This window comes from Kribbella sp. NPDC054772 (genome assembly GCF_053611945.1).
Window position 1 is genome coordinate 12,682 of the sequence record NZ_JBSHBJ010000039.1, and the last position, 21,281, is coordinate 33,962.

The window sequence follows — 21,281 nt, forward strand, 5'->3', positions numbered from 1 at the left end:
GAGCTGGGGTTGAGGGTGGGGCGGATACGCTCGGGGCATGGCGCGGGTGTTGCTGATCGAGGACGATGATGCGATTCGGGCGTCGTTGGGGAAGTCTCTGACGGCGGCCGGGCATGTCGTCTCGGCGGTGGCCGCCGGTGCGGACGGGGTCGCTGCGGTGGCGCGCGAGAAACCCGAGGTACTGCTGCTGGATCTCGGGCTCCCGGACCTCGACGGTCGCGACGTGCTCGCCATGGTGCGCGCTGTGAGTGACGTGCCGGTGATCGTGGCAACGGCCCGCGACGACGACGCCAGCGTCGTACGGCTCCTGGATGCCGGCGCGGACGACTACGTGATCAAACCGTTCAGCGCGGCCCAGATGGATGCCCGGATCCGTGCCGTACTGCGGCGGCTCGGGCAGGACCCGCAGGCGGAGTCGACCGTGCAGATCGGTGGCCTGCGGATCGATCCGCGCAGCCGCGAGGTGACGGTCGATGGGGCGCCGGTGGATCTGACCCGGAAGGAGTTCGATCTGCTGTCCGCGTTGTCGCGGCGCCCGGGGGCCGTGGTGACCAAGCGGGAGTTGCTCGCGGAGGTCTGGGGGCTGCCGTGGGGTGGCGGCGACCGGACCGTCGACGTCCACCTGTCGTGGCTGCGCCGGAAACTGGGGGAAACTGCGGCGGAACCGCGTTTCCTGCACAGCGTGCGTGGTGTCGGGATCAAGCTCGCCGAGGCGGACGGCTGAGTATGCGCCGCCGGATCCTCTTCCTGTCGGTCGGCATGACCACACTGGTGGTGCTCGCGTTCGCCATACCGCTGGTGCTGTTGTTGCGCACCACGACCGCCAACGAGTCGAAGGACAAGGCGCGGTACCGGGCCGAGTCGGTGGCGTACTACGTCGGCGACCAGGACCACACGGCCGACGACATCACGGCGTACCTCGATGGGCTGCCGGACGGGCCGGGGCAGATCTCGGTGCGGATGCCCGACGGAACGACTCTCGGAAACCCGCCGCCCGGCGGGGTGCCGACGCCGACGGACGTGCCGGCCGGAAACGGAGACGGCGACGGCGACAAGGACCAGAAGGGCCCGCCGAAGGTCGGCGACGCGGACTACCGCAGCGTCGACGACGGTCTCGCGGTCGACGTCGGAGTCGGTACGCCGCAAGGCCCCGCGTCCGTCTGTCTCTACCTGACGAACGCCGAGCTGTACGAGGGTCTGGTGCCGCGGCTACTGATCCTCATCGGCGCGAGTCTGCTCGTCCTCCTGCTCAGCATCGTCGGCGCGGAGCTGGTGTCGCGGCGGTTGGCGCGTCCACTGGAGGAGACCGCGGGAACAGCGGAACGGCTGGCCCAGGGCGACATGGATGCCCGCGCCCCGACCACCGGCCCGGCCGAGGTGGCGAAGGTCGGCGCCGCGCTGAACGGGCTCGCGGACCGGATCGACGAGGTGATCGCAGTCGAGCGCGAGGCGGTCGCGGATCTGTCGCACCGGTTGCGGACGCCGTTGACCGCGCTCCGGTTGCAGGTCGAGGCACTGCCGGACCGGGAGAGTGCCGAGGAGCTGAACACCCAGGTCACTGCTCTGGAGCGGACGTTGACCGCGGTGATCAGCGCGGCCCGGCGACCGCAGCGCGAGGGCCGGGTGCCGCATTGCGACGCCGTCGACGTGACGCGCCGGCGGGCGGCGTTCTGGGAACCGCTGTTCGAGGATCAAGGCCGCGAACTGACACTCGACCTCCCGGACGCTCCAGCGTTGGTGCGGTCGTCTGCCGAAGATCTGGGGGCGGCGCTCGACGCGCTGGTCGAGAACGTCGTCGCGCACACCCCGGACGGGACTCCGGCGCGCATCACGGTCGCGCCAACGGATTCCGGCGTACGGATCGTGGTCGCCGACGAGGGTCCCGGGATCCCGTTGGGCGCGGGCGAGCGCGGCCGCAGCGACCGCGGCTCGACCGGCCTCGGGCTGGACATCGCCCGCCGGTGCGCCGAGGCCGCCGGCGGCCACCTCACCCTGCGCCACAACGAGGTCGAACTGACCCTCAGATCTTCGACGGGTGCTTCGCCAACGGGGTGACCTGGATCGTCATGTACGGGAACAGCGGCAGGCTCGACAGCAGGTCGTGCAGCTCGTCGTTCGACGCGACGTCGAAGATGCTGAAGTTCGCGTACTCGCCGACGATCCGCCACAGCTCCGGCCAGACGCCGGAGTTCTGCAGCTCGATCGCCCGCTCGCGTTCGCGGCCCACCAGCTCGGCGCGGACGTCGGGATCCAGGTCGGGCGGCAGGTGGACATCCATACGAACGTGGAAGAGCATCACTGATCCTTGTCGGTTCGGGACGGTTCGAGCTCGAAGTCGTACGTCGCCCGCCGGACACCCGAACCGTCGTCGACCGGATCAAGGACGAGCTCAGGCTTGGTGGCCTCGGCGACGTCGGAGTCGAGCCACTCGCCGCCGGCGAAGTAGAGCTGTGTGGTGATCGTACGGTGGCCGTCGGCCCGCACCATCAGGTGCAGGTGGGCCGGCCGCCACGGATGCCATCCGGCCGCCTCGATCAGCTTGCCGGTCGGTCCGTCGGTGGGGATCTGGTACGGCGCCGGCTGCACCGTCCGGATCGCGAACCGCCCCTCCGCGTCGGTCACCACGACGCCGCGCAGGTTGCCGTCCGGGATGTCCGGCGCGAAGCCCGAGTAGTAGCCGTCGGCATCGGCATGCCAGATGTCGACCTCGGCCCCGGCCAGCGGCGCACCGTCGAGATCGCGGACCTGACCGCTGAACACCAGCGGCGTACCTTGCTCGTCCGCGCGGTGCGGGAGCTCGCATTCGGCCGGGAGCCGGACTTGCGAGCCAAGGTAGTAAGGACCTTCGATCGTGCCGAGCGTGCCCCGCTGCGACGAGGCCGCGACCTCTTCCACGACGTGTTCGACGAACACGTCCATGAACAGCGGCCACTCACCACCGTCGCCGACCGCCATCAGCCAGGCTTTCGCCGCCTGGAACTCGGGATACGTGACCTGGTGGTCCTTGATCGCGGCGTGCACGCCCTCCAGGACGGCGGTGACGACCTCACTGACCCGTTCGGGCGAGGTGCCGGCGTCGGCCAGTTGCTTGGCCTTGAAGTTCTCACTCGCGTTGGCGCCGGAGCCGGCCGCGGTCGGGGAATGGTGAACAGTGGTCATGACGTCGCTCCTTCAGCGGTTCAGGATCCGGCTGACGTCGGTGGGGTTGACGAGGTCCGGCACGGTCCAGCCGTCCAGGTCGTACTCGGCAAGCATCGTCTCGGCGAAGCCCTTCATCGCGGCGGTCTCGCCCTGCGCCTCGGCGGCGAACAGGATCTCGGCCTTCACGTTCTCGTGGTTGCCGGAGTAGTTCCGCTCGTACAGTTCGTGCCGCCCGCCGAACTCGGTGCCGACCGCGTCCCACAGCGCCTTCATCAGCTTGGTGCGCTCGACGGCGTCGTACCCGTTGGACCCGCGCACGAAGCGGTCGAGGTACGGGCGTACCTCGGGAGTCTTGAAGTCGATCGCGTTGGAGTTCAGGTAGATGAGGCCGGAGGCAACGTCCTGCTGGATGATCTCCTTCACCCGCGGGTACCCGGTGATCATGAACTGGCGGTAGATCAGGCCGTAGTCGAGCTTCGGCAGCACCGTTCCGTTCGGGCCCGGGTCGGGGTTGAGTGCCATCGCGTCGGCCATGCAGCGGAACAGGTTCCGCCAGCCGATCACCTCACCGACGCGGGTCTGGACGCCGCGGAAGTCCTTGCTGCCCGTGCATTCGAGGGCCTTGAGCAACAGTCCGGCGATGAAGTCGAGCTTCACCGACAACCGGATGCAGCCGTGGAAGGTGAACCGCGGGATGAACCCGGACTGCGGGAAGAAGCCGTTGATCTTGTCGACATCGCCGTACAGGAAGATGTTCTCCCACTGGACCAGCACCTTGTCGAAGACGAAGATGGTGTCGTTCTCGTCCATCCGGCTGGACAGCGGGTAGTCGAACGGGCTGCCCATCACGTCGGCCTGCATGGTGTACGACGGCCGGCAGATGAGCTTCACACCAGGGGAGCTCATCGGGACCGTGCAGATCAGCGCGTACTCCTTCTTCTTGATCGGCAGGCCGTAGTGCGCGATGAAGTTGTAGTTGGTGATCGCCGAACCGGTCGCCACCACCTTCGCGCCGGACACGATCACGCCGGCGTCGGTCTCCTTCTCGACCCGCATGAAGATGTCCCCGGCCTCGTCCGGCGGCAGGTTGCGGTCGACCGGCGGGTTGATGATCGCGTGGTTCCAGTACAGGACCTTCTCCTGGGACTCCTTGTACCAGCGCTTCGCGTTCTCCTCGTACGGTTGGTAGAAGTCGGTGTTGCCGCCGAGCGTGCCGAGGAAGCTGGCCTTGTAGTCGGGGCTGCGGCCCATCCAGCCCCAGGTCTGCCGGGCCCAGTGCTCGATCGCGACCCGGTCCTTCTGCAGGTCGGCCGCGCTGTGCGGGGTGCGGAAGAACGGGTGCGTGTAGCCGCCGTTGCCGGTGTCGGTCGGGACGGTGATCTCGTCCTTGGTCGCCGGGTCGTGCAGGGCGTCGTACAGCCGGGCGGTCATCCGGGCCGGGTTCCGGAACGCGGGGTGCTCGGTGACGTCCTTGACGCGTTCGCCGTAGATCCAGATCTCGCGGTCGTCGCGGATCGAGTCCAGGTACTCCGCTCCGTTCATCGGGCGCTTGGTGGTGGTTTCCTGCTCGACAGTCGTGGTCATGAGAAGTCCTTTCAGACAAGGGAAAGCGGCGTGAAGACGGCGCTGGCGTCGAACCAGCCGCTGTTCGGGCAGTCGATGGAGCCGGACCAGTGGGTCTCTACCGGACCGAGGTAGCGGAACCGGCCGCCGTGGAACAGCAGCGGGTCCCGGGCGGTGATCTCGACCGCGTGCACCTCACCGATCACGATCAGGTGGTCGCCGCCGTCGTACGTCCGCCACGGCCGGCACGAGATCGTCGTGGCCGCGCCGTCGAGCAGCGGAGCGGTGGGACCGTCGACCCAGCCGGGGGTGCGGCCTGGCAGTTGGCTGGGCCGTCCGGCGAAGTGCCAGGCGACGTCGAGCTGGTCGTCGGCGAGCACGTTGATCGCGAACGGCTTGCCGTCGAGGTACTGGCACGCCTTCGACGTGCGGGTGAGTGTGACCTGCGCGAGCGCGGGCTCGAGCGACACGGCGGTGAACGCGTTCACGGTGGCGCCGTGCGGAAGGCCTTCGTCGCTGGTGCAGGTCACCACGGTGACGCCGGTGGCGAACTGACCGAATGCGGTGCGGAGTTCTCGGGAGTCCATCAGCGTTCCTCCTCGATGTACGCTCTGCGTACAAGCCGTACGCTTGGCGTACGACAAGACCTTGGAGTCCTGACGCGCGACTGTCAAGGGCTCAACAACTTTTCGTGGAAGGATGGCCGCCATGAGTGGGGAGGGGAGCGAGCGCGACTACATCCAGAGCATCGAGCGCGGATTCGCCGTACTGCTCGCGTTCGATGCGGACCGGCCGACGCCGACGCTCGCGGAGGTCGCCGCCGCGACCGGGCTGTCGCGGCCCGCGGTCCGGCGGATCCTGCTGACCTTGCAGCGTCTGGGGTACGTCGCCGCGCAGGGCACCCGGTGGACGCTGACGCCTCGCGTACTGACGATCGGTCAGCACTACGCGGCGACGCACAGCTTCGTGGAGACCGCCCAGCCGCACCTGCTCCGGCTCGCCGAGGAGACCCAGGAGTCGGCGTCCCTCGCACAACTCGACGGGACCGACGTCGTGTACGTCGCCCGCGTCCAGGTCCGCCGCGTGATGGCCGTCGCGATCGACGTGGGCAGCCGGGTGCCGGCGCACGCGACCTCAATGGGGCGGGTGCTGACCGCGTGGGCGGATGCGTCGGTGGTCGAAGCCGTGATCGCGGCCGGGCTGCCGCGGCTGGCGCGGCGGACGGTCACCGATCCGACCGCGTTCCGCGATGTGCTGCACCAGGTCCGGCAGGACGGGTACGCCGTCGTCGAATCCGAACTCGAGGACGGCCTGCTGTCCGCCGCCGTGCCGGTGCGGACGCCGGACGGCAGGGTCCTCGCGGCGCTCGCCTACTCGACGACGGTCGGGCGGCGTACTGAGGAACAGATCGTCGAGAAGGTCATCCCGCTGATGCGCGACGCCGCTGCGGCAATCTCGGATGACCTCCGGTTACTCGGCGGCACCCGTCGGCTCGATGCCCAGGCCCGCGACGGGTTCTACTGAACCAACCCGGTCAGGAGGGCCAGCGCCCGCTGTAGGTGTGGCGCCTCGTCGTCCACCCGCGTCGCTGCGGCCAACTCCACTGCCGCCTGCCCGCCGAGCGCTCGGTAGGCGACTCCGGGGACCATCAGCTCCGCCACCGGTGCCGGTACGACGGCGATCCCGAGCCCGGCCGCCACGAAGGTCACCAGTGTCGAAGTCTCGGCCACCTCGTGCCGCACCCGCGGCTCGAACCCGGCCTCCCGGCAGCGCGCCAGCACCGTGTCGTGCATCACCGATCGCCCGCCGCCGGCGTGGATCACGAAGTCCTCGTCGGCCAGATCGACCAGCCGCACCCGGCGCCGCCCGGCCAGCCGATGCCCGTCGGGAACCGCCACGATCAGCTGGTCGGCCCGCAGTACCCCGACGCGTAGGGACTCGTCCTCGACGGGTGGGCGCAGCAGGCCGAGATCAATCCGCCCGTCCACCAGCGCCCGGACCTGATCGGGTGCGAGCATCTCGCCCTGAACCGCCACCTCGACGTCCGGCAACTCCTCGCGCAACGTCCGCACCAGCTGCGGCAACAGGCTGTACGTCGCTGACCCGACGCACCCGATCACCAACCGACCCTGCAGGCCCGCCGCGACCCGCTGTGCTTCGCCCGCGGCCGATGACACCGCCGCGATGATCTGCCGGGCGCGCACCAGGTACGCCTCGCCGGCGGGCGTGAGTTCGACCCGTCGCGTAGTACGGCGGAGGAGTTGCAGGCCGAGCTCGCTCTCGAGTTGGCGGATCTGCTGCGACAACGGCGGCTGGGCCATGTGCAGGCGGGCCGCCGCGCGCCCGAAGTGACGTTCCTCGGCGACGGCGACGAAGTACCGCAGATGGCGTAGCTCCACGGGATTGATATTGACAGAGTCTCGATCGAGCGTAAATGAGTATTTCTCCATATCGGTCCCGGCGGCCTACCGTCGAGGGCATGAGCGACGTCGTGATCTGTGAACCGATCCGTACTCCGGTGGGCCGCTTCGGCGGCGCGCTCGCCGGGCTGTCCGCGGCCGACCTCGCCACCGCGGCGCTCACCGAGCTGGTACGCCGGACCGGTCTGGGCGAAGGTGATGTCGACGACGTGATCCTCGGCCAGTGCTGTCCGAACGGCGAGGCGCCGGCAATCGGCCGGATCGCCGCTCTCGACGCGGGCCTGGGCGTCGGCGTACCGGGTGTGCAGGTGGACCGGCGCTGCGGCTCGGGTCTGCAGGCCGTGCTGTACGCGGCCGGCATGGTCGCGACCGGCGCTGCGAGCGTGTTGGTTGCCGGGGGCACCGAATCGATGTCGCAGGTCGAGCACTACGCACTCGGTCTGCGCACCGGCGTCCGCGGCAACGTGGAGCTGAACGACCGCCTGATCCGCGCCCGCGAGACGGCCGGCGGCAAGTACCACCCGGTCCCCGGCGGCATGCTGGAGACGGCCGAGAACGTCCGCCGTGAGTACGGCGTCTCTCGCGAGGAGCAGGACGAGTTCGCGCTCCGCTCGCACCAGCGCGCCGTCGCCGCGCAGACCGAGGGGCGGTTCGCCGACGAACTGGTCCCGGTGGAAGTGCCGGGCCGCCGCGGTACGACGACGCTGGTCGACGCCGACGAGCACCCGCGGCCCGATACGTCCCTCGAGGGGCTCGCGGCACTCCGTCCGGTGATGCTGAAGAGCGACCCCGGCGCCACCGTCACGGCAGGCAACGCGAGCGGTCAGAACGACGGCGCGGCGGTCTGTGTCGTCACGACCCGCGACGAGGCCGAGCGGCGTGGCCTCCGCCCGCTCGTGGCGCTCCGATCCTGGGCAGTCGCCGGCGTAGGTCCCGAGGTGATGGGCATCGGCCCGGTTCCGGCCACCGCGGCGGCTCTCGATCGCGCCGGCCTGACCCTCGACGAGCTCGACCTGATCGAACTCAACGAGGCCTTCGCCGCGCAGGTTCTCGCCTGCCTGCGGGAGTGGAAGGTCGACCCGACCGACGACCGCCTGAACCCGAACGGCTCCGGTATCTCCTTGGGCCACCCCGTCGGCGCCACGGGTGCCCGGATCCTCGCCACGCTGTCCCGCGAACTGCACCGCCGCAACGGTCGCTACGCGCTCGAAACGCTCTGCATCGGCGGCGGTCAGGGCATCGCCGCGATCTTCGAGGCCGTCCGATGAGATGCAGCCCGATGAGAGTGGTCGTCCGATGAAGGTCGCCCACACCGTCAGCGGCCGGCCCGACGCGCCAACCGTCGTACTGGCGAACTCGCTCGGTTCCACGTGGGAGATGTGGGACGCGAATCTCGCCGAGTGGGAACGGCACTTCCGGGTCGTCCGCTTCGACACCCGCGGGCACGGCCGGTCGCCGGTTCCGCCCGGGACCTCCACTGTCGACGACCTCGCCGACGACGTGATCACGCTGCTCGACGACCTCGACATCGAGCGCGCCCACTTCGTCGGCCTCTCGCTCGGCGGCATGACCGGCCTCCGCCTGGCCGCCCGCAACCCGGACCGCGTCGACCGGCTCGTCGTCCTCTGCACCGGCGCCCGGCTCGACCCGTCGAGCGCGTGGACCGACCGCGCCGCCCTGGTCCGCGCCCGGGGTACGTCGGCAGTCGCGCAGGCGGTCGTCGAACGCTGGTACACCGCCGCCTGGCTGGACCGGAACCCGCGGATCCGCAAGGAGTCCGAGGAGATGGTCGCCACGACCCCACCCGCCGGGTACGCCGCCTGTTGCGAGGTGATCGCGGCGATGGACCTTCTCGACGACCTGCCGGCGATCACCGCACCGACCCTCGCGATCGCCGGTGCCGACGATCCGGCCACCCCGCCGTGGCAGCTGGAGCGGATCGCCACCGCGGTTGCTGACGGCAAGCTTCTCGTCGTACCGGAGGCCGCGCACCTGGCCGCCGCGGAACGCCCCGACGTGGTGACGCCGGCCGTCGTCGCCCACCTTCAGGAGGACGCATGAGTGTGGACAAGGTGGTCGAGACCCCGGCCGAGGCGGTCGCCGACCTCCCGGACGGGACCAGTCTCGCGGTCGGCGGTTTCGGGCTGGCGGGGATCCCGTGGTTCCTGATCGAGGCGTTGCTCGAGCAGGGCGCCGGTGACCTGACGGTCGTCTCGAACAACTGCGGTGTCGACGGCGCCGGTCTCGGACTGCTTCTCGAACGCGGGCGGATCAGCCGGGTGATCGCGTCGTATGTGGGGGAGAACAAGGAGTTCGCTCGTCAGTACCTCGCGGGGGAGTTGACGGTCGAGCTGACCCCGCAGGGCACGCTGGCCGAGCGGCTGCGCGCGGGCGGGGCCGGGATCGGTGCGTTCTTCACACCGACCGGGGTCGGCACGTTGGTCTCCGAAGGCGGTCTGCCGTGGCGGTACGCGCCGGACGGGACGGTCGCGGTCGCTTCGCCGCCCAAGGAGGTGCGGACGATCCAGGGCCGCGAGATGGTGCTGGAAGAGGCGATCGTCACCGATGTCGCGCTGGTCCGCGCCGCGGTCGCCGATCGGGCCGGGAACTGCGTCTTCCACGCGGCGGCGCGGAACTTCAACCCGGTCGCGGCGATGGCCGGGCGGCTGACGGTCGTCGAGGCCGAGCGGGTCGTCGACGTCGGCGAGCTCGCGCCGGACGCGATCCATCTGCCGGGCGTGTTCGTGCACCGCGTCGTACCGCTGACTGCTGAGCAGGCCGCGCGGAAGAGCATCGAGAAGCGCACGACGCGGCCGCGGGAGGCCTGACATGCCTTGGACACGTGACCAGATGGCTGCCCGAGCAGCGGGCGAGCTGAACGACGGCGAGTACGTGAACCTCGGCATCGGCCTGCCGACGCTCGTCCCGAACCACCTGCCGGCCGGCTCGTCGGTCACCCTGCAGGCGGAGAACGGTGTCCTCGGCGTCGGGCCGTTCCCGTACGACGACGAGGTCGACCCGGACCTGATCGACGCTGGGAAGCAGACCGTGACGGTCGTCGACGGCGCGTCGTACTTCGACTCCGCGACGAGTTTCGCGATGATCCGCGGCGGCCACATCGACGTCGCGATCCTGGGCGGCATGCAGGTCTCGGCGTACGGCGACCTCGCGAACTGGCTCGTCCCCGGGGCGATGGTGAAGGGCATGGGCGGCGCGATGGACCTGGTCAACGGCGCCCGCCGCGTGGTGGTCCTGATGGAGCACCGAACCCGCCAGGGCGCCCCCAAACTCCTCGGCACCTGCACCCTGCCGCTCACCGGCCGCGGCGTCGTGCACCGCGTCATCACCGACCTTGCGGTCCTGGACGTTGCCAACGGCACCTTCACCCTCGTCGACCTGGCCCCCGGAGTCACCGAGGACGACGTACGGGAGGCGACGGCGGCACCCGTCCGTTGACAGTTGCGTGCTGTTGGCAACAGGATGTAGCGACACACGGTAGTGGAATGATTACTCTGAGGTCTGTTGTGTGGTAGGTCTGGCGGGCGACTGCTGACTAGAACGGGGACTTCAGATGGCCGCTCGGGTGCGGATGCTGCTCGCTCTGCTGCTCGTTCTGACGACCGGGTTGGTGCTGCCGGCAACGGCCCGGGCGGACACCGTCCGGGACTTCGGCAAGGTGTTCGGCGCCCAGACCAACGGCGCGATCCGGATCACCGGCAACAGTCTGCTGACCTGCGATCGGACGTCCGCGGCCTGCCGTACGTCGCTGGCCGGCGGGAACTCGTCGGCGAACAACAACGACTGGACGATGGAGCTCCTGGACACGGACTCCGACCCGTCCACGAGCTCGTCGTCGAGCGCGGGTGTCAATCTGCCGTCGGGCGCGCAGGTGCTGTACGCCGGCCTGTTCTGGGGTGCGGCCCGTGGCGCCGGCAAAGGTGGTTCGGCGAGCACCGACGACGGTACGACGATGCGCCTGCGGTTGCCCGGCGCGACGAAGTACCAGACCGTCACCGCCAGCCGGACCGACTTGCTGAACACCGGCTCGAAGAACGACTACTCGTCGTACCTTGATGTCACCGATCTGGTGCGGGCCGGGGGCAACGGTCCGTACTGGGGCGCCGACGTGGCGACCGGGACGGGTGCCGACCGGTACGCCGGGTGGAGTCTGGTGATCGCCTACCAGCAGGCCGACGAGCCGTTGCGTGACCTGAGCGTGTTCAACGGGTACGCCAAGGTGAGCAGTGGCCAGCCGGAGCGGACGAACATCTCCGGCTTCCTGGCGCCGCCGAGCGGTGCGGTGAACGCCCGGTTCGGCAGTGTCACGTACGAGGGGGACGCCGGCATCACGGGTGACTACTTCGCGGTCAACGGCACCCGGCTCGCCGACACCCAGAACCCGTCCGCGAACTTCTACGGCAGCCGGATCACCGACGGCGGTTCGAACCTGGCCGACCGATCCCCGGCCAGCGTGAACAACCTGGGCATGGATGCCAAGGTGGTGGACGCCGCCGGGATCCTGCCGAACAACTCGACCAGTGCGGAGCTGACCTTCGCGAGCACCGGTGACGTCTACTACCCGGCCGCGCTGACCACGCAGATCGACCTCTACGCGCCGACCATCCTCGGCACGAAGACGGTGCGGAACCTGGCCGGGAACGATCCGGCGAATGTTGGGGACACCCTCGAATACACGATGAGCTTCAGCAACACCGGTGACGACGACGCGCTCGACGCGGTCGTCCGCGATGCACTACCGGCGAACACGACGTACGTCCCCGGCTCGCTCAGCGTGGTCTCAGGCCCGCATTCCGGTGCCAAGACCGACCAGGCGGGCGACGACCAGGCGGAGTACGACGGAAGCTCGCGGCTGGTCCGGTTCCGGATCGGCACCGGTGCGGATGCCACGACAGGCGGCCGGATCAAGAAGAACCAGAGCAGTACGGTCCGATTCCGGGTGACGGTCGACAAGGCGGCGGCCGGGACCACGCTGACCAACACCGGTCTGCTCGACTACACGGCGGAGACGCTGAACAAGCAGTACACGTACCGGACCGACGAGGTGCACACTCCGGTCGCGGCCGAGGCCGACGTGTCGATCACCAAGACTGCGAAGCCTGACCCGGTCGCGGCCGGCGGCAACCTCACCTACACGTTGGTTGCCCGCAACAACGGTCCGAGCCCCGCGCAGGACGTGACGGTCGCCGACACGTTGCCCGACGGCGTCGAGCTGGTGTCCGCGACACCGACGCAGGGCAAGTGCTCGTCGACCACCTGTGAACTCGGCACGATCGCGTCCGGCGCGACCGCCACGATCACCGTCGTGGTCCGGGTCTCCGCCGCGAGTACGGCGACCAGTCTGACGAACGTTGCGACAGTCACCACCTCGACCTCCGATCCGAACCCGGACAACAACATCTCCTCGGTCACCACCGACGTCTCCCGTACGGCGGACCTCGCGCTGGTGAAGTCCGTGGAGCCGGCGAGCCCCGCACCAGGTGAGCCCGTCGTCTACACGTTGACCATCCGGAACGACGGACCGTCGGATGCCGAACAGGTGCGGATCGCGGACACGGTCCCGAGCGCGTTCACGATTACCGGCGTTCAGTCCGCGGCGAACTGCGCGACGGCCGGCCAGGACGTCAGCTGCACGCTGGCACGCCTGGCGGCCGGGTCGAGCGTGACGGTGCGGATCGCGGCGACGCTCGACGCCGGTTACACCGGCGGCGCGCTGAAGAACACGGCGAAGGTGAACAGCGACACCCCGGACCCGGACGACTCGAACAACACCGGCACCGTGACGGTGACTCCTGGTGCGGCCAAGGCCGATGTGGTGGTCACCAAGACCACGTTGACGAAACCCGTCGTCGCCGGCGAGCCGATCGCCTACCAGATCAAGGTGCGGAACGCGGGTCCTTCGGATGCGAAGGCCGTGCAGCTGAAGGACGACGTACCGGCGGCGATCACTGGGACCACCGCGGACACCTCGGCCGGGTCGTGCACGGTGAGTTCGGGGCAGGTCGCTTGTGCGTTGGGTGACCTGACGGCCGGTTCGACCGCGACTGTCACCGTGACCGGGACCGTGTCTCCGAAGGCGATCGGCCAGCTCACCAACGCCGCGACCGCCGACAGTACGACGCCTGACCCGGACGACTCGAACAACACCGGGCGGACCACGGACAACGTGGCGGCGAGTGCCGACCTGGCGATCACCAAGACCGCTCAGCCGGTCCCGGTGCAGGCCGGCCATCCGGTGACCTACACGCTGACGGTGACGAACAACGGCCCGTCAGCGGCGCAGTCGGTGAAGGTGACCGATCCGGTGCCGGCGCCGCTGCAGTACGTCTCGTCGAAGACCTCGAGCGGCAGTTGCACCGAGGCCGGCGGCGCCGTCAGCTGTGCGATCGGCACGGTCGCTCCGGGCGACGTCGTCACGGTTACCGTGGTGGCGAACGTCCCGTCCAGCGCACCTCCGAACAATCTCGCGAACATGGCGACCGTCGCGTCGCCGACCCCTGATCCCGTCGACGACAACAACACGGCGACGTACACGCTGACGACCGGTACGCAGGCCAACATCACGCTCACCAAGACGGCCTCGCCGGACCCAGTGGTCGCGGGGAAGGCGATCACCTACAAACTGACCGTCCGGAACACCGGACCGTCGGATGCGCAGGGCGTCTCGGTGGTGGACGACGTACCGGCTGCGGTGACTGGGGTGTCGGCGAGCGCGACCGGTGGCGCGATCTGTACGACCGCAGGCGGCCAGGTGCGTTGTCGGGTGGCGACACTCGCGGCCGGCGACAGCTTTGTGGTCACGGTGACCGGGACGGTCGCCGCGTCGACTGGTCCAGGAGAGCTGGGCAACACCGCGACGGCCGACTCGGAGACTCCCACGGATCCGACGACCTCCGACAACACCTCGACCACCACGCCGAGCGTGCGGGCCGAGGCAGACCTGTCCGTCACCAAGACCGCGGCGGCGACCGTCGTTGCGGGCAACGAACTGGCCTACACCCTCGCGGTCCACAACGCCGGACCCTCGGACGCGGTCGGTGCGGTGATCACCGACACCCTGCCATCGGGTACGACGTTCGTTCGCGGAACCGGGCCTGGTGGCGCGTGCACCCAGAGCCCCGCGCTGTCCGAACCGGTCGTCAGCTGCCCGGTCGGCCGGATGGAGCCGAACGACGACGCGACGGTCACGGTGGTCGTGAAGGTGTCGCCGGACCAGCCCGCGGGGACGCTCGTCAACAGCGCGACGGTCAGCTCGCAGACACCGGACCCGAACGACCAGAACAACAGCGACTCGGCCGAGACCACGGTGACCACGGCCGCCGATCTGTCGATCGTGAAGACGGTGACGCCGACCTCGCTGATCGCCGGTGACGAGGCGGTCTACACGCTGACGGTGCTCAACGACGGTCCGTCCACCGCGCGGGCAGTGTCCGTGTCGGACGCCGTACCGGCGGGGTTGTCGGTGCTTGAGGCAACCAGTGCGGACGGCACCTGCACCACGTCCGGGTCCACGGTGACGTGTGCGCTGGGGACGCTGGCGGCAGGGGGCAACGCGGTGGTCGTGATCCGGGTGGCGGTCGCCGCTGAACAGATCGCGGCGGTCACGAACGGCGGCGCGGTGACCAGTACGACGACGGATCCGGATCCCTCGAACAACAAGGATTCGGTGACCAGCGAGGTGCGGCAGGTCGCGGACGTCGAGGTGATCAAGACCAGTGACGACGAGACCGTCGTGGCAGGCGGTGGCGTGACTTACCGGCTGACGGTGGTCAACCACGGGCCGTCGGACGCCACACCGGTCACGGCTACCGACAGTCTGCCGACCGGACTCACGCTGACCACGGTCGACCCGACGCAGGGCTCCTGTACGACGGCTGGCCAGGACGTCAGCTGCGCGCTCGGCACGATCGCCGCGGGCAAGACGGCGACTGTGGTGATCACGGCGGCGCTCGACCCGGCGTACCAGGGGAAGTCGTTGGCGAACACCGCGACGGCGACCTCGCCGGTGACTGATCCGGACGACAGCAACAACAGCTCTACGGTGACCACTCCGGTCGAGACTCGTGCGGATCTGAGCGTCACCAAGACCTCGGACCCGGCCGGTGTCACACCGGGCAGCACGTTCGACTACACGATCGTGGTGACCAACGCGGGTCCGTCGACCGCGCGTTCGGTGGTCCTGTCCGACACGGTGCCCGCAGGACTGACCGTCAGCTCCGCGTCGGCGGGGTGCACAATCGAGGGCCGGACGGTGCGCTGCGAGCTGGGTGATCTGCCGATCGGACAGCGGGTCGTCTCGCTCCGAGTCCGCCTGGCCTCCGGGTACGACGGCGGGAGTGTCACCAACACCGCGACGGCGACGTCGCCGACCACCGATCCGGACCCCGACAACAACACGGGCACGGTGGAGTCGCCGGTGACCGCGCTGGCGGACCTGGCGATCACGAAGACGATGTCGCCGGCCGAACCGGTGTCCGGCCAGGCGGTGACGTACACGCTGACGGTGAAGAACAACGGCCCGTCCGACGCGCGGCTGGTGGAGGTCACCGACGAGCTGCCACGCGGCCTCACCAACGTGACCGCGACCGGTGGCTCCTGCATCATCCTGCCGCCACTCGCCCCCGGCGCACCGGACGCTCCGGAAGCCGGCACAGTCCAGTGCGGTACGACGGTGCTCGCGGAAGGCGCGACCATCAAGACCACGATCCACGCCACCGTGGTGCCCGGATTCAGCGGGACGCTCGAGAACATCGCCCGCGTCGGTTCCTCCACCTCTGACCCGGTGGTTCCGAACAACGAAGCGAAGGTCCGCGGCCGCACCAAACAGTCCGCGAACCTGAGCGTCAGCAAGTCCGCGTCGGCGGAGACGGTCGTCGCCGGACACACGCTGCGGTACACCATCGCCGTCCACAACGAGGGCCCGTCGGCGGCGGTCGGTGTGGTCGTCACCGACGTGCTCGCGAACGGACTCCGGCTCACCAGCAAGCCGGAGTACTGCACAGCGCAGGGCCAGAAGGTCACGTGTGCGGTCGGCCGAATCGACCCGGGTACGACGGCACGGGTCGCACTGGACGTCCTGGTCGACACGACGTACGGCGGAACCTCGGTGACGAACGCTGCGACGGCGGAGTCGACCACGCCGGATCCGGACACGAACGACAACAAGAGCTCGGTCACGGTGAAGGTGACACCACCGCAGCCCGGCCGGCCGACGCCACCGCCGACCACGCCGCCAGGCACTCCGCCACCCACACCGCCGCCTACACCGCCAGCCACGCCGCAGAAGCCTGGCGGTGACCTCGGCGACAGCGGTAGCCCGGTCAGCGCGGGCCTCCTGCTCGCCGCGCTGGCTCTGATCACGGCCGGCATCGCAGTGGTCGCCGCGACGCGCTCCCGCCGTACGCGGTCCTGAAGGAACTCCGGCGCCCTCCAGTTGACGGACTGGAGGGCGCCGGGCTGTTTCTAGCCAGGGTTCAGGCCTTGCGGTCGTACAGGAGGCAGAGCGCGCCGCTCTCGGTCGCAGTGGAATCGGCGAGGGTCCACGACGACGCAGCGGTGGTCTCGTCGAACAGCGAGACTCCTCCGGCCACCAATTCCGGGCAGAGCGTGACGGACAGCCGGTCCAGTTCGCCGGCGGCCAGCAGCGCGCGGATGACGCTCGCGCTGGCCAGTACGACGATGTCGCCGCCTTCCTGCTCCCGCAGCTCCTTGACCGTCGCGACCGGGTCCTCGGTGGCCAGTCTGCTGTTCTCCCACGCTGCCTCGTCGAGAGTGGTCGAGAAGACCACCTTCTCCACCTGGTTCAGCCAGCGGGAGAACGCCCGGCTCTCCGCCGGTGCGGTCTCGTCGTCGGCGACCGTCGGCCAGTAGCCGCCGAAGCCCTGGTAGTTCTTCCGGCCGAGCAGCGCCGTGGTGGCGGGCTCGGTCACCCGGCTCATGTGGGCCAGCGCGCCGGGCGTGACCGCGTGCGGCGCGATCCAGCCCATGTCGTAGTCGCCGCCCGGGCCGTTCACCCGGCCGTCGAGGGAGAGGGAGATGTTGCCTACTACGGTCCTGCTCATGGTGGGCTCCTTGCTGGGTTGACGTATCTCGAACTCTGTCCTGCGGAGCCCATCCGGGTCGTCACCAGATCTGATGACATCCGGCCCGAGACCTGCTGGATGCGAAGATGACCGGCATGGGGGCAGTCATCAGTCCAGTTCTGATCAACCGCCAGGCTCAGCTCGACGCGCTGCGCGGGGCGTACGAGCGGACCCGGGATGGACAGCCGGCGACCGTGCTGGTCTCCGGCGAGGCGGGTATCGGCAAGTCCCGCCTGGTGGCCGCGGGGATCGAGGGGCTCGACGGGGATCCGCTGGTGCTCACCGGTGGCTGCCTGGAGCTCGGCGCGGACGGTACGCCATGGGTGCCGTTCATGGCGATCCTGCGCAACCTGTCGCGAGCGTGGGGCCCGGACCGGCTCGCCGACGCGCTGCCGTCGAGCGGGTCGGCGCTGGCAGGGTGGCTGCCGGAGCTGTCGCTTCCGGAGGCCCCGAGCGGGCCTGTCCGGCTGTTCGGTGAGGTCCTCGGTCTGCTGACCCGCGCAGCGGAGGAACGCCCGCTCGTGCTGGTGGTGGAGGACCTGCACTGGGCGGACGCGTCCAGCCGCGAATTGTTCGTCTATCTGGTCCGCAACCTCGGCTCTGCCGCTGTCCTGCTCATCGGCACCCTACGGACCGGTGAGCTGCCTGCGGGGCACCCGACGCGGCAGTTGCTGTCCGAGCTGGGGCGCCGTACGGAGGTCGTGGGGCTGGAGTTGGCGCCGCTGGATCGGCAGGGCGTGACGGCACTGCTGGCGGCTCTCGACGGGCGGCCGCCGGACGCGGTGGCCAGCAGCGAGATCCACCGCCGGTCCAGCGGCAATCCGTTGTTCGTGGAGGCATTGTTCGATTCCGGGCGGGCTTCGTCCGAAGGGCTGACCAGCCTGCTGCTCAGCCGGGTCGCCGATCTGTCGCCGTCGGCACGGAAAGTCCTCGCCACAGTGGCGGTCGCGGGTGACGCCGTACCGGATGAGCTGTTGGCGGAGGTGTCCGACGAGCCGGTCGACGACGCCGTGCGGGAGCTGGTCGAGCGGAACCAGTTGGCGGTGCTCGAGGCGGGCTACGCGATCCGCCACGACCTGATCCGCGAGGCTGTGTACGGCGCCTTGCTGCCGGGGGAGCGTCGACACCTGCACGCCCGGTACGCCGAGGCGATCGCAGCGGGACCGGAGCCGTCCGCGGCACTCGCAGAACACTGGACCGTGGCGCGCCAACCAGCGAAGGCACTGGTGGCGGCCTGGCGAGCTGCCGCGACCGCCGAGCGGCAGTACGCGTACGACGAGCAGCTCAACATGCTCGAACGCGTTCTGGCGCTGTGGCCCGACGTGGAAGGGGCCGCCGCCCTCATCGGGGTCGACCGCGCGACCGTCCAGGAACAGGCCACTACCGCGTCGTTCACGACCGGGCGCTCCCAGCAGGGCGTGGAGCATGCCACCGAGGCTCTGACGACGATCACCGAGCCGCTGCGCGTCGCAGCACTCCTCCGCCTCCGTGGCATGCTGCGGTGCCGGATCGACGGCTCAGGGAGCGACGACCTGCTGCGAGCCGTCGAGATGGTGCCCGAAGGGGCAGACATTGTGCTGCGGAGCAGACTGCTTTCGGCACTCGCGTTCACCGAGTTCGTCGGCACTCCGGGGCCTGGGATGGAACGGCACGCACAGCACGCTCTGAAGCTGGCCGAGAGAACCGGAGACGGTCAGGCGCTGGCCGAGGCGCAGTTGACCGTCGGCGGCATCACCCTGCATCTGGGTGGCGGACCAGCGGACGCACGGTCCCTGTTGCAGGCGACGCGGCGGACCGCCGAAGCTGTCCACGACCACCACACGTACCTGACCTCCCTGCAGTGGGAAGGCCAGGCGCTGACGGACTCCGGGGATCCGGAGGCAGCGATCGAGCTGCTCGAACTGGCCGAGCAGCAGGCCCAACGCTGGGGCCGGATGCGCGCCCGCGGCACGATGCTCGCGCAGAACCGGTCGATGGCCCTGCTCGTCCTGGGCCGCTGGGACGAGGCCCAGCAGGTCGCGTACGCCGCCCTCGCGGACGGCCCGTCGCCTTGGTACGCCGCGTGTCTGCGGATCGCGCTGGCCGAGATCGCCGTCGGACGGGGCAACTACGCCGAAGCTTCCGACCACCTGGCCGGAATGGTCGCTCCGCAATCCGGTGCGGCCAGTGAACTCTCGTTGCAGCGCTTGCCGATCGAGGTCGCGCTGGAGATGGGTCGTGGTGATCTGGCCCGTGCGGACGGTCTGCTCACCGAGACGGTCGCCGTACTCCCCGGCGGGGACGGGCTGGATCCGCGAGGCCTGGCACGGGTTGCGCTCGCCGCGGTCCGGTTGGAGCACGCCCAGCCGGGACGGCGACGACACGTCCCGCGCTGGTCGGACGACGTACGGCGCCGGTTGCCCGACGCGACCGGCTGGCCGGTCGTCGACGCGGCGACGCTGACCTGCGAGGCGTACGCCGTCGACACCATCGCGGCCTGGGACACGGCCGCCGACGGGTGGCGGTCGGCCAAGGATGTGCACGAGCTGGCCAGAGCGCTGGTCGGGGGCGCGGCGAGCGCGGTCCGGACGAACAACAAACCGGGTGCGCGGCGACGTCTCGAGGAGGCCCGTGAGCTCGCGGACCGGCTGGCAGCGGAACCATTGGTGGCCCAAATCAACGACCTCGCGCGGCGGGCCGGATTATCGGACTCGGCGGTCCGCGCGGAACCCACGGCGCTCGGGCTGACCGAGCGCGAGCTCGTCGTACTGCGAACCCTCGCGCGCGGCCTGTCCAACGCGGAGATCGCCCACGAACTGTTCGTCTCCCCGAACACGGTCGCGACCCACGTCGCCCGGATCCTGCGCAAGCTCGGCGTCGCCACCCGCACCGAGGCCGCCGCGGTCGCGCACCGCGCCGGGCTGAGCGCCTGACTGGGCCCCAGAACGCTGATCAGCAACGATTGCAACAAGGTGCAAGACCTTCGCGCAGGTCGGCGACCTCGGCTATAGTCAGCGCGATCTCGAGCTAATCGGGACACATCTGGAGGGGGAACTCCTATGAAACTGCAGCGCTTCGCGCTCGCATTCGCGGGGGCCGGCCTGCTGGCCGCCACCGTCGCTTCGATTCCGGCCGCCGCCACCGGCCAGGCCGACCCGAAGCCCTACCTGTCCAAGAAGGCCGCCCACCCGAGCTCGGTGAAGACGTTCGCCGGCGGTCCGTGCATCAACTACGTCGGCGTGCCGACCGCGGCGGGGACGATGCAGGAAATCGACGTGACGGCCGCCAAGCCGCCGCGCGCCGACGTCTGGGAGCCCTTCAAGTACGTCGGTTCCCGCGCGGACGCGACCTGGTACGGCGCCGTCAACGCGTCCGGCACCCAGTTCTACTACTACGGCCTGCTGCTGCAGGGCACGAGCCTGTACCGGCACACGACGTACCTGTCGAACGACGAGAACAAGCCGCCGGTGCCGACCTTCAAGCGGGTCGGGTCGGGCTGGGGCAGCTTCAAGGCGATCGCCACGTCCAACTACAGCGTCGCGCAGCCGCGGCACGCGTACCTGTACGGCCTGAACACCAACGGCAGCCTGTACCGCTACGCGATCGTCGGCGCCGGCTTCAAGGCGCTCGGTCCGCTCGCCGGCTTCCGCGGCTTCAAGGCGATGACAGTGATCAGCGAGACCGCGACGTACGACACGCTCCTGATGACGACGACGTCGGGTGCGCTCTACACCGTGCACATCCCGATCGCGGCCGGCGCCAAGCCGGTGCTGAAGCTGATCCGCTCCACCGGCTTCGCGCAGTACGAGTCGCTGGTGGCGCAGGGCTGTGGCACCCGCGGCGGCACGCTGCTCGTGGCGGTCGACAACGACACCAAGTCCGGCGACCAGTACGCGATGAGCAAGGCGAACGGCACGGCCACCGCGATGACGGGGTACGGCAAGATCCCGGGGGCCGTCTTCGACGGTGTCAACGAGGTCTCGATCACCACGCACTACGACCAGCTGGTCGGCGAGTAACACCCGCAGTACCCCGCAGCCGGGGACATCGCCACTCGCGGTGTCCCCGGGCGCGGCTA

Annotated in this window: 16 protein-coding genes; 10 read left to right on the plus strand and 6 right to left on the minus strand. The window is 69.7% G+C overall.

Going from position 1 to position 21,281, the window contains the following annotated elements; genetic code table 11:
• Positions 1-37: 37 nt before the first annotated feature.
• Together ACWGID_RS36380 and ACWGID_RS36385 are read left to right on the plus strand one after the other, a co-directional pair.
• Entirely contained in the window at positions 38-724 is a 687-nt protein-coding gene (locus tag ACWGID_RS36380; RefSeq protein WP_452203905.1) for a response regulator transcription factor, read from the plus strand.
• 2 nt (positions 725-726) lie between these two features.
• Positions 727-2,055 carry a sensor histidine kinase gene (locus tag ACWGID_RS36385; protein WP_452203906.1) on the plus strand — a complete coding sequence of 443 codons (1,329 nt, stop codon included), beginning with the start codon at positions 727-729 and terminating at the stop codon, positions 2,053-2,055.
• On the opposite strand, the gene catC is transcribed toward ACWGID_RS36385, so the two are convergent.
• Genes catC through ACWGID_RS36405 form a run of 4 tightly spaced genes read right to left on the minus strand, consistent with a single transcriptional unit; the run spans position 2,021 to position 5,291 of the window.
• Positions 2,021-2,296, minus strand: a complete 276-nt coding sequence (gene catC / locus ACWGID_RS36390; protein ID WP_452203907.1) for a muconolactone Delta-isomerase — start codon at positions 2,294-2,296, stop codon at positions 2,021-2,023. The genes ACWGID_RS36385 and catC overlap by 35 nt on opposite strands.
• On the minus strand, positions 2,296-3,159 hold the full coding sequence (gene catA, locus ACWGID_RS36395; RefSeq protein WP_452203908.1) for a catechol 1,2-dioxygenase: 864 nt from the start codon (positions 3,157-3,159) through the stop codon (positions 2,296-2,298). The genes catC and catA overlap by 1 nt, the downstream gene beginning before the upstream one ends.
• Before the next feature lie 12 nt (positions 3,160-3,171).
• The gene (locus ACWGID_RS36400; protein WP_452203909.1) at positions 3,172-4,725 is read right to left on the minus strand and encodes a 4-hydroxyphenylacetate 3-hydroxylase family protein; all 1,554 of its coding nucleotides are present in this window, start codon (positions 4,723-4,725) and stop codon (positions 3,172-3,174) included.
• Positions 4,726-4,736: 11 nt separating this feature from the next.
• On the minus strand, positions 4,737-5,291 hold the full coding sequence (locus ACWGID_RS36405) for a flavin reductase family protein (protein WP_452203910.1): 555 nt from the start codon (positions 5,289-5,291) through the stop codon (positions 4,737-4,739).
• Between the two features lie 121 nt (positions 5,292-5,412).
• Here ACWGID_RS36405 and ACWGID_RS36410 point away from each other — a divergent pair, with 121 nt between their 5' ends.
• Positions 5,413-6,228: an IclR family transcriptional regulator domain-containing protein gene (locus tag ACWGID_RS36410; RefSeq protein WP_452203911.1), complete on the plus strand. Its 816-nt coding sequence runs from the start codon at positions 5,413-5,415 to the stop codon at positions 6,226-6,228.
• On the opposite strand, the gene ACWGID_RS36415 is transcribed toward ACWGID_RS36410, so the two are convergent.
• Positions 6,222-7,103, minus strand: a complete 882-nt coding sequence (locus ACWGID_RS36415) for a LysR family transcriptional regulator (RefSeq protein ID WP_452203912.1) — start codon at positions 7,101-7,103, stop codon at positions 6,222-6,224. The two genes, ACWGID_RS36410 and ACWGID_RS36415, sit on opposite strands and share 7 nt — an antisense overlap.
• An 80-nt stretch (positions 7,104-7,183) precedes the next feature.
• On the opposite strand from ACWGID_RS36415, the gene ACWGID_RS36420 reads away from it, so the two are divergent.
• The 5 genes from ACWGID_RS36420 (at position 7,184) to ACWGID_RS36440 (ending at position 16,554) form a co-directional block, all read left to right on the plus strand.
• Positions 7,184-8,392: an acetyl-CoA C-acetyltransferase gene (locus ACWGID_RS36420; protein ID WP_452203913.1), complete on the plus strand. Its 1,209-nt coding sequence runs from the start codon at positions 7,184-7,186 to the stop codon at positions 8,390-8,392.
• A gap of 28 nt (positions 8,393-8,420) precedes the next feature.
• Complete coding sequence (pcaD, locus tag ACWGID_RS36425; protein ID WP_452203914.1) at positions 8,421-9,185, plus strand: 3-oxoadipate enol-lactonase; 765 nt, start codon at positions 8,421-8,423, stop codon at positions 9,183-9,185.
• Entirely contained in the window at positions 9,182-9,952 is a 771-nt protein-coding gene (locus tag ACWGID_RS36430; RefSeq protein WP_452203915.1) for a CoA transferase subunit A, read from the plus strand. The genes pcaD and ACWGID_RS36430 overlap by 4 nt, the downstream gene beginning before the upstream one ends.
• Before the next feature lies 1 nt (position 9,953).
• Positions 9,954-10,580: a 3-oxoacid CoA-transferase subunit B gene (locus ACWGID_RS36435; protein ID WP_452203916.1), complete on the plus strand. Its 627-nt coding sequence runs from the start codon at positions 9,954-9,956 to the stop codon at positions 10,578-10,580.
• 115 nt (positions 10,581-10,695) lie between these two features.
• On the plus strand, positions 10,696-16,554 hold the full coding sequence (locus ACWGID_RS36440) for a COG1361 S-layer family protein (protein ID WP_452203917.1): 5,859 nt from the start codon (positions 10,696-10,698) through the stop codon (positions 16,552-16,554).
• A gap of 61 nt (positions 16,555-16,615) precedes the next feature.
• Here ACWGID_RS36440 and ACWGID_RS36445 read toward each other — a convergent pair whose 3' ends face one another.
• A complete protein-coding gene (locus ACWGID_RS36445) occupies positions 16,616-17,203 on the minus strand; it encodes a dihydrofolate reductase family protein (protein ID WP_452203918.1) in 588 nt (195 codons plus the stop codon).
• A 116-nt stretch (positions 17,204-17,319) separates the two neighbouring features.
• On the opposite strand from ACWGID_RS36445, the gene ACWGID_RS36450 reads away from it, so the two are divergent.
• Together ACWGID_RS36450 and ACWGID_RS36455 are read left to right on the plus strand one after the other, a co-directional pair.
• On the plus strand, positions 17,320-20,136 hold the full coding sequence (locus ACWGID_RS36450; RefSeq protein ID WP_452203919.1) for a helix-turn-helix transcriptional regulator: 2,817 nt from the start codon (positions 17,320-17,322) through the stop codon (positions 20,134-20,136).
• Positions 20,137-20,262: 126 nt separating this feature from the next.
• Complete coding sequence (locus ACWGID_RS36455) at positions 20,263-21,222, plus strand: hypothetical protein (RefSeq protein WP_452203920.1); 960 nt, start codon at positions 20,263-20,265, stop codon at positions 21,220-21,222.
• Positions 21,223-21,281: the final 59 nt, after the last annotated feature.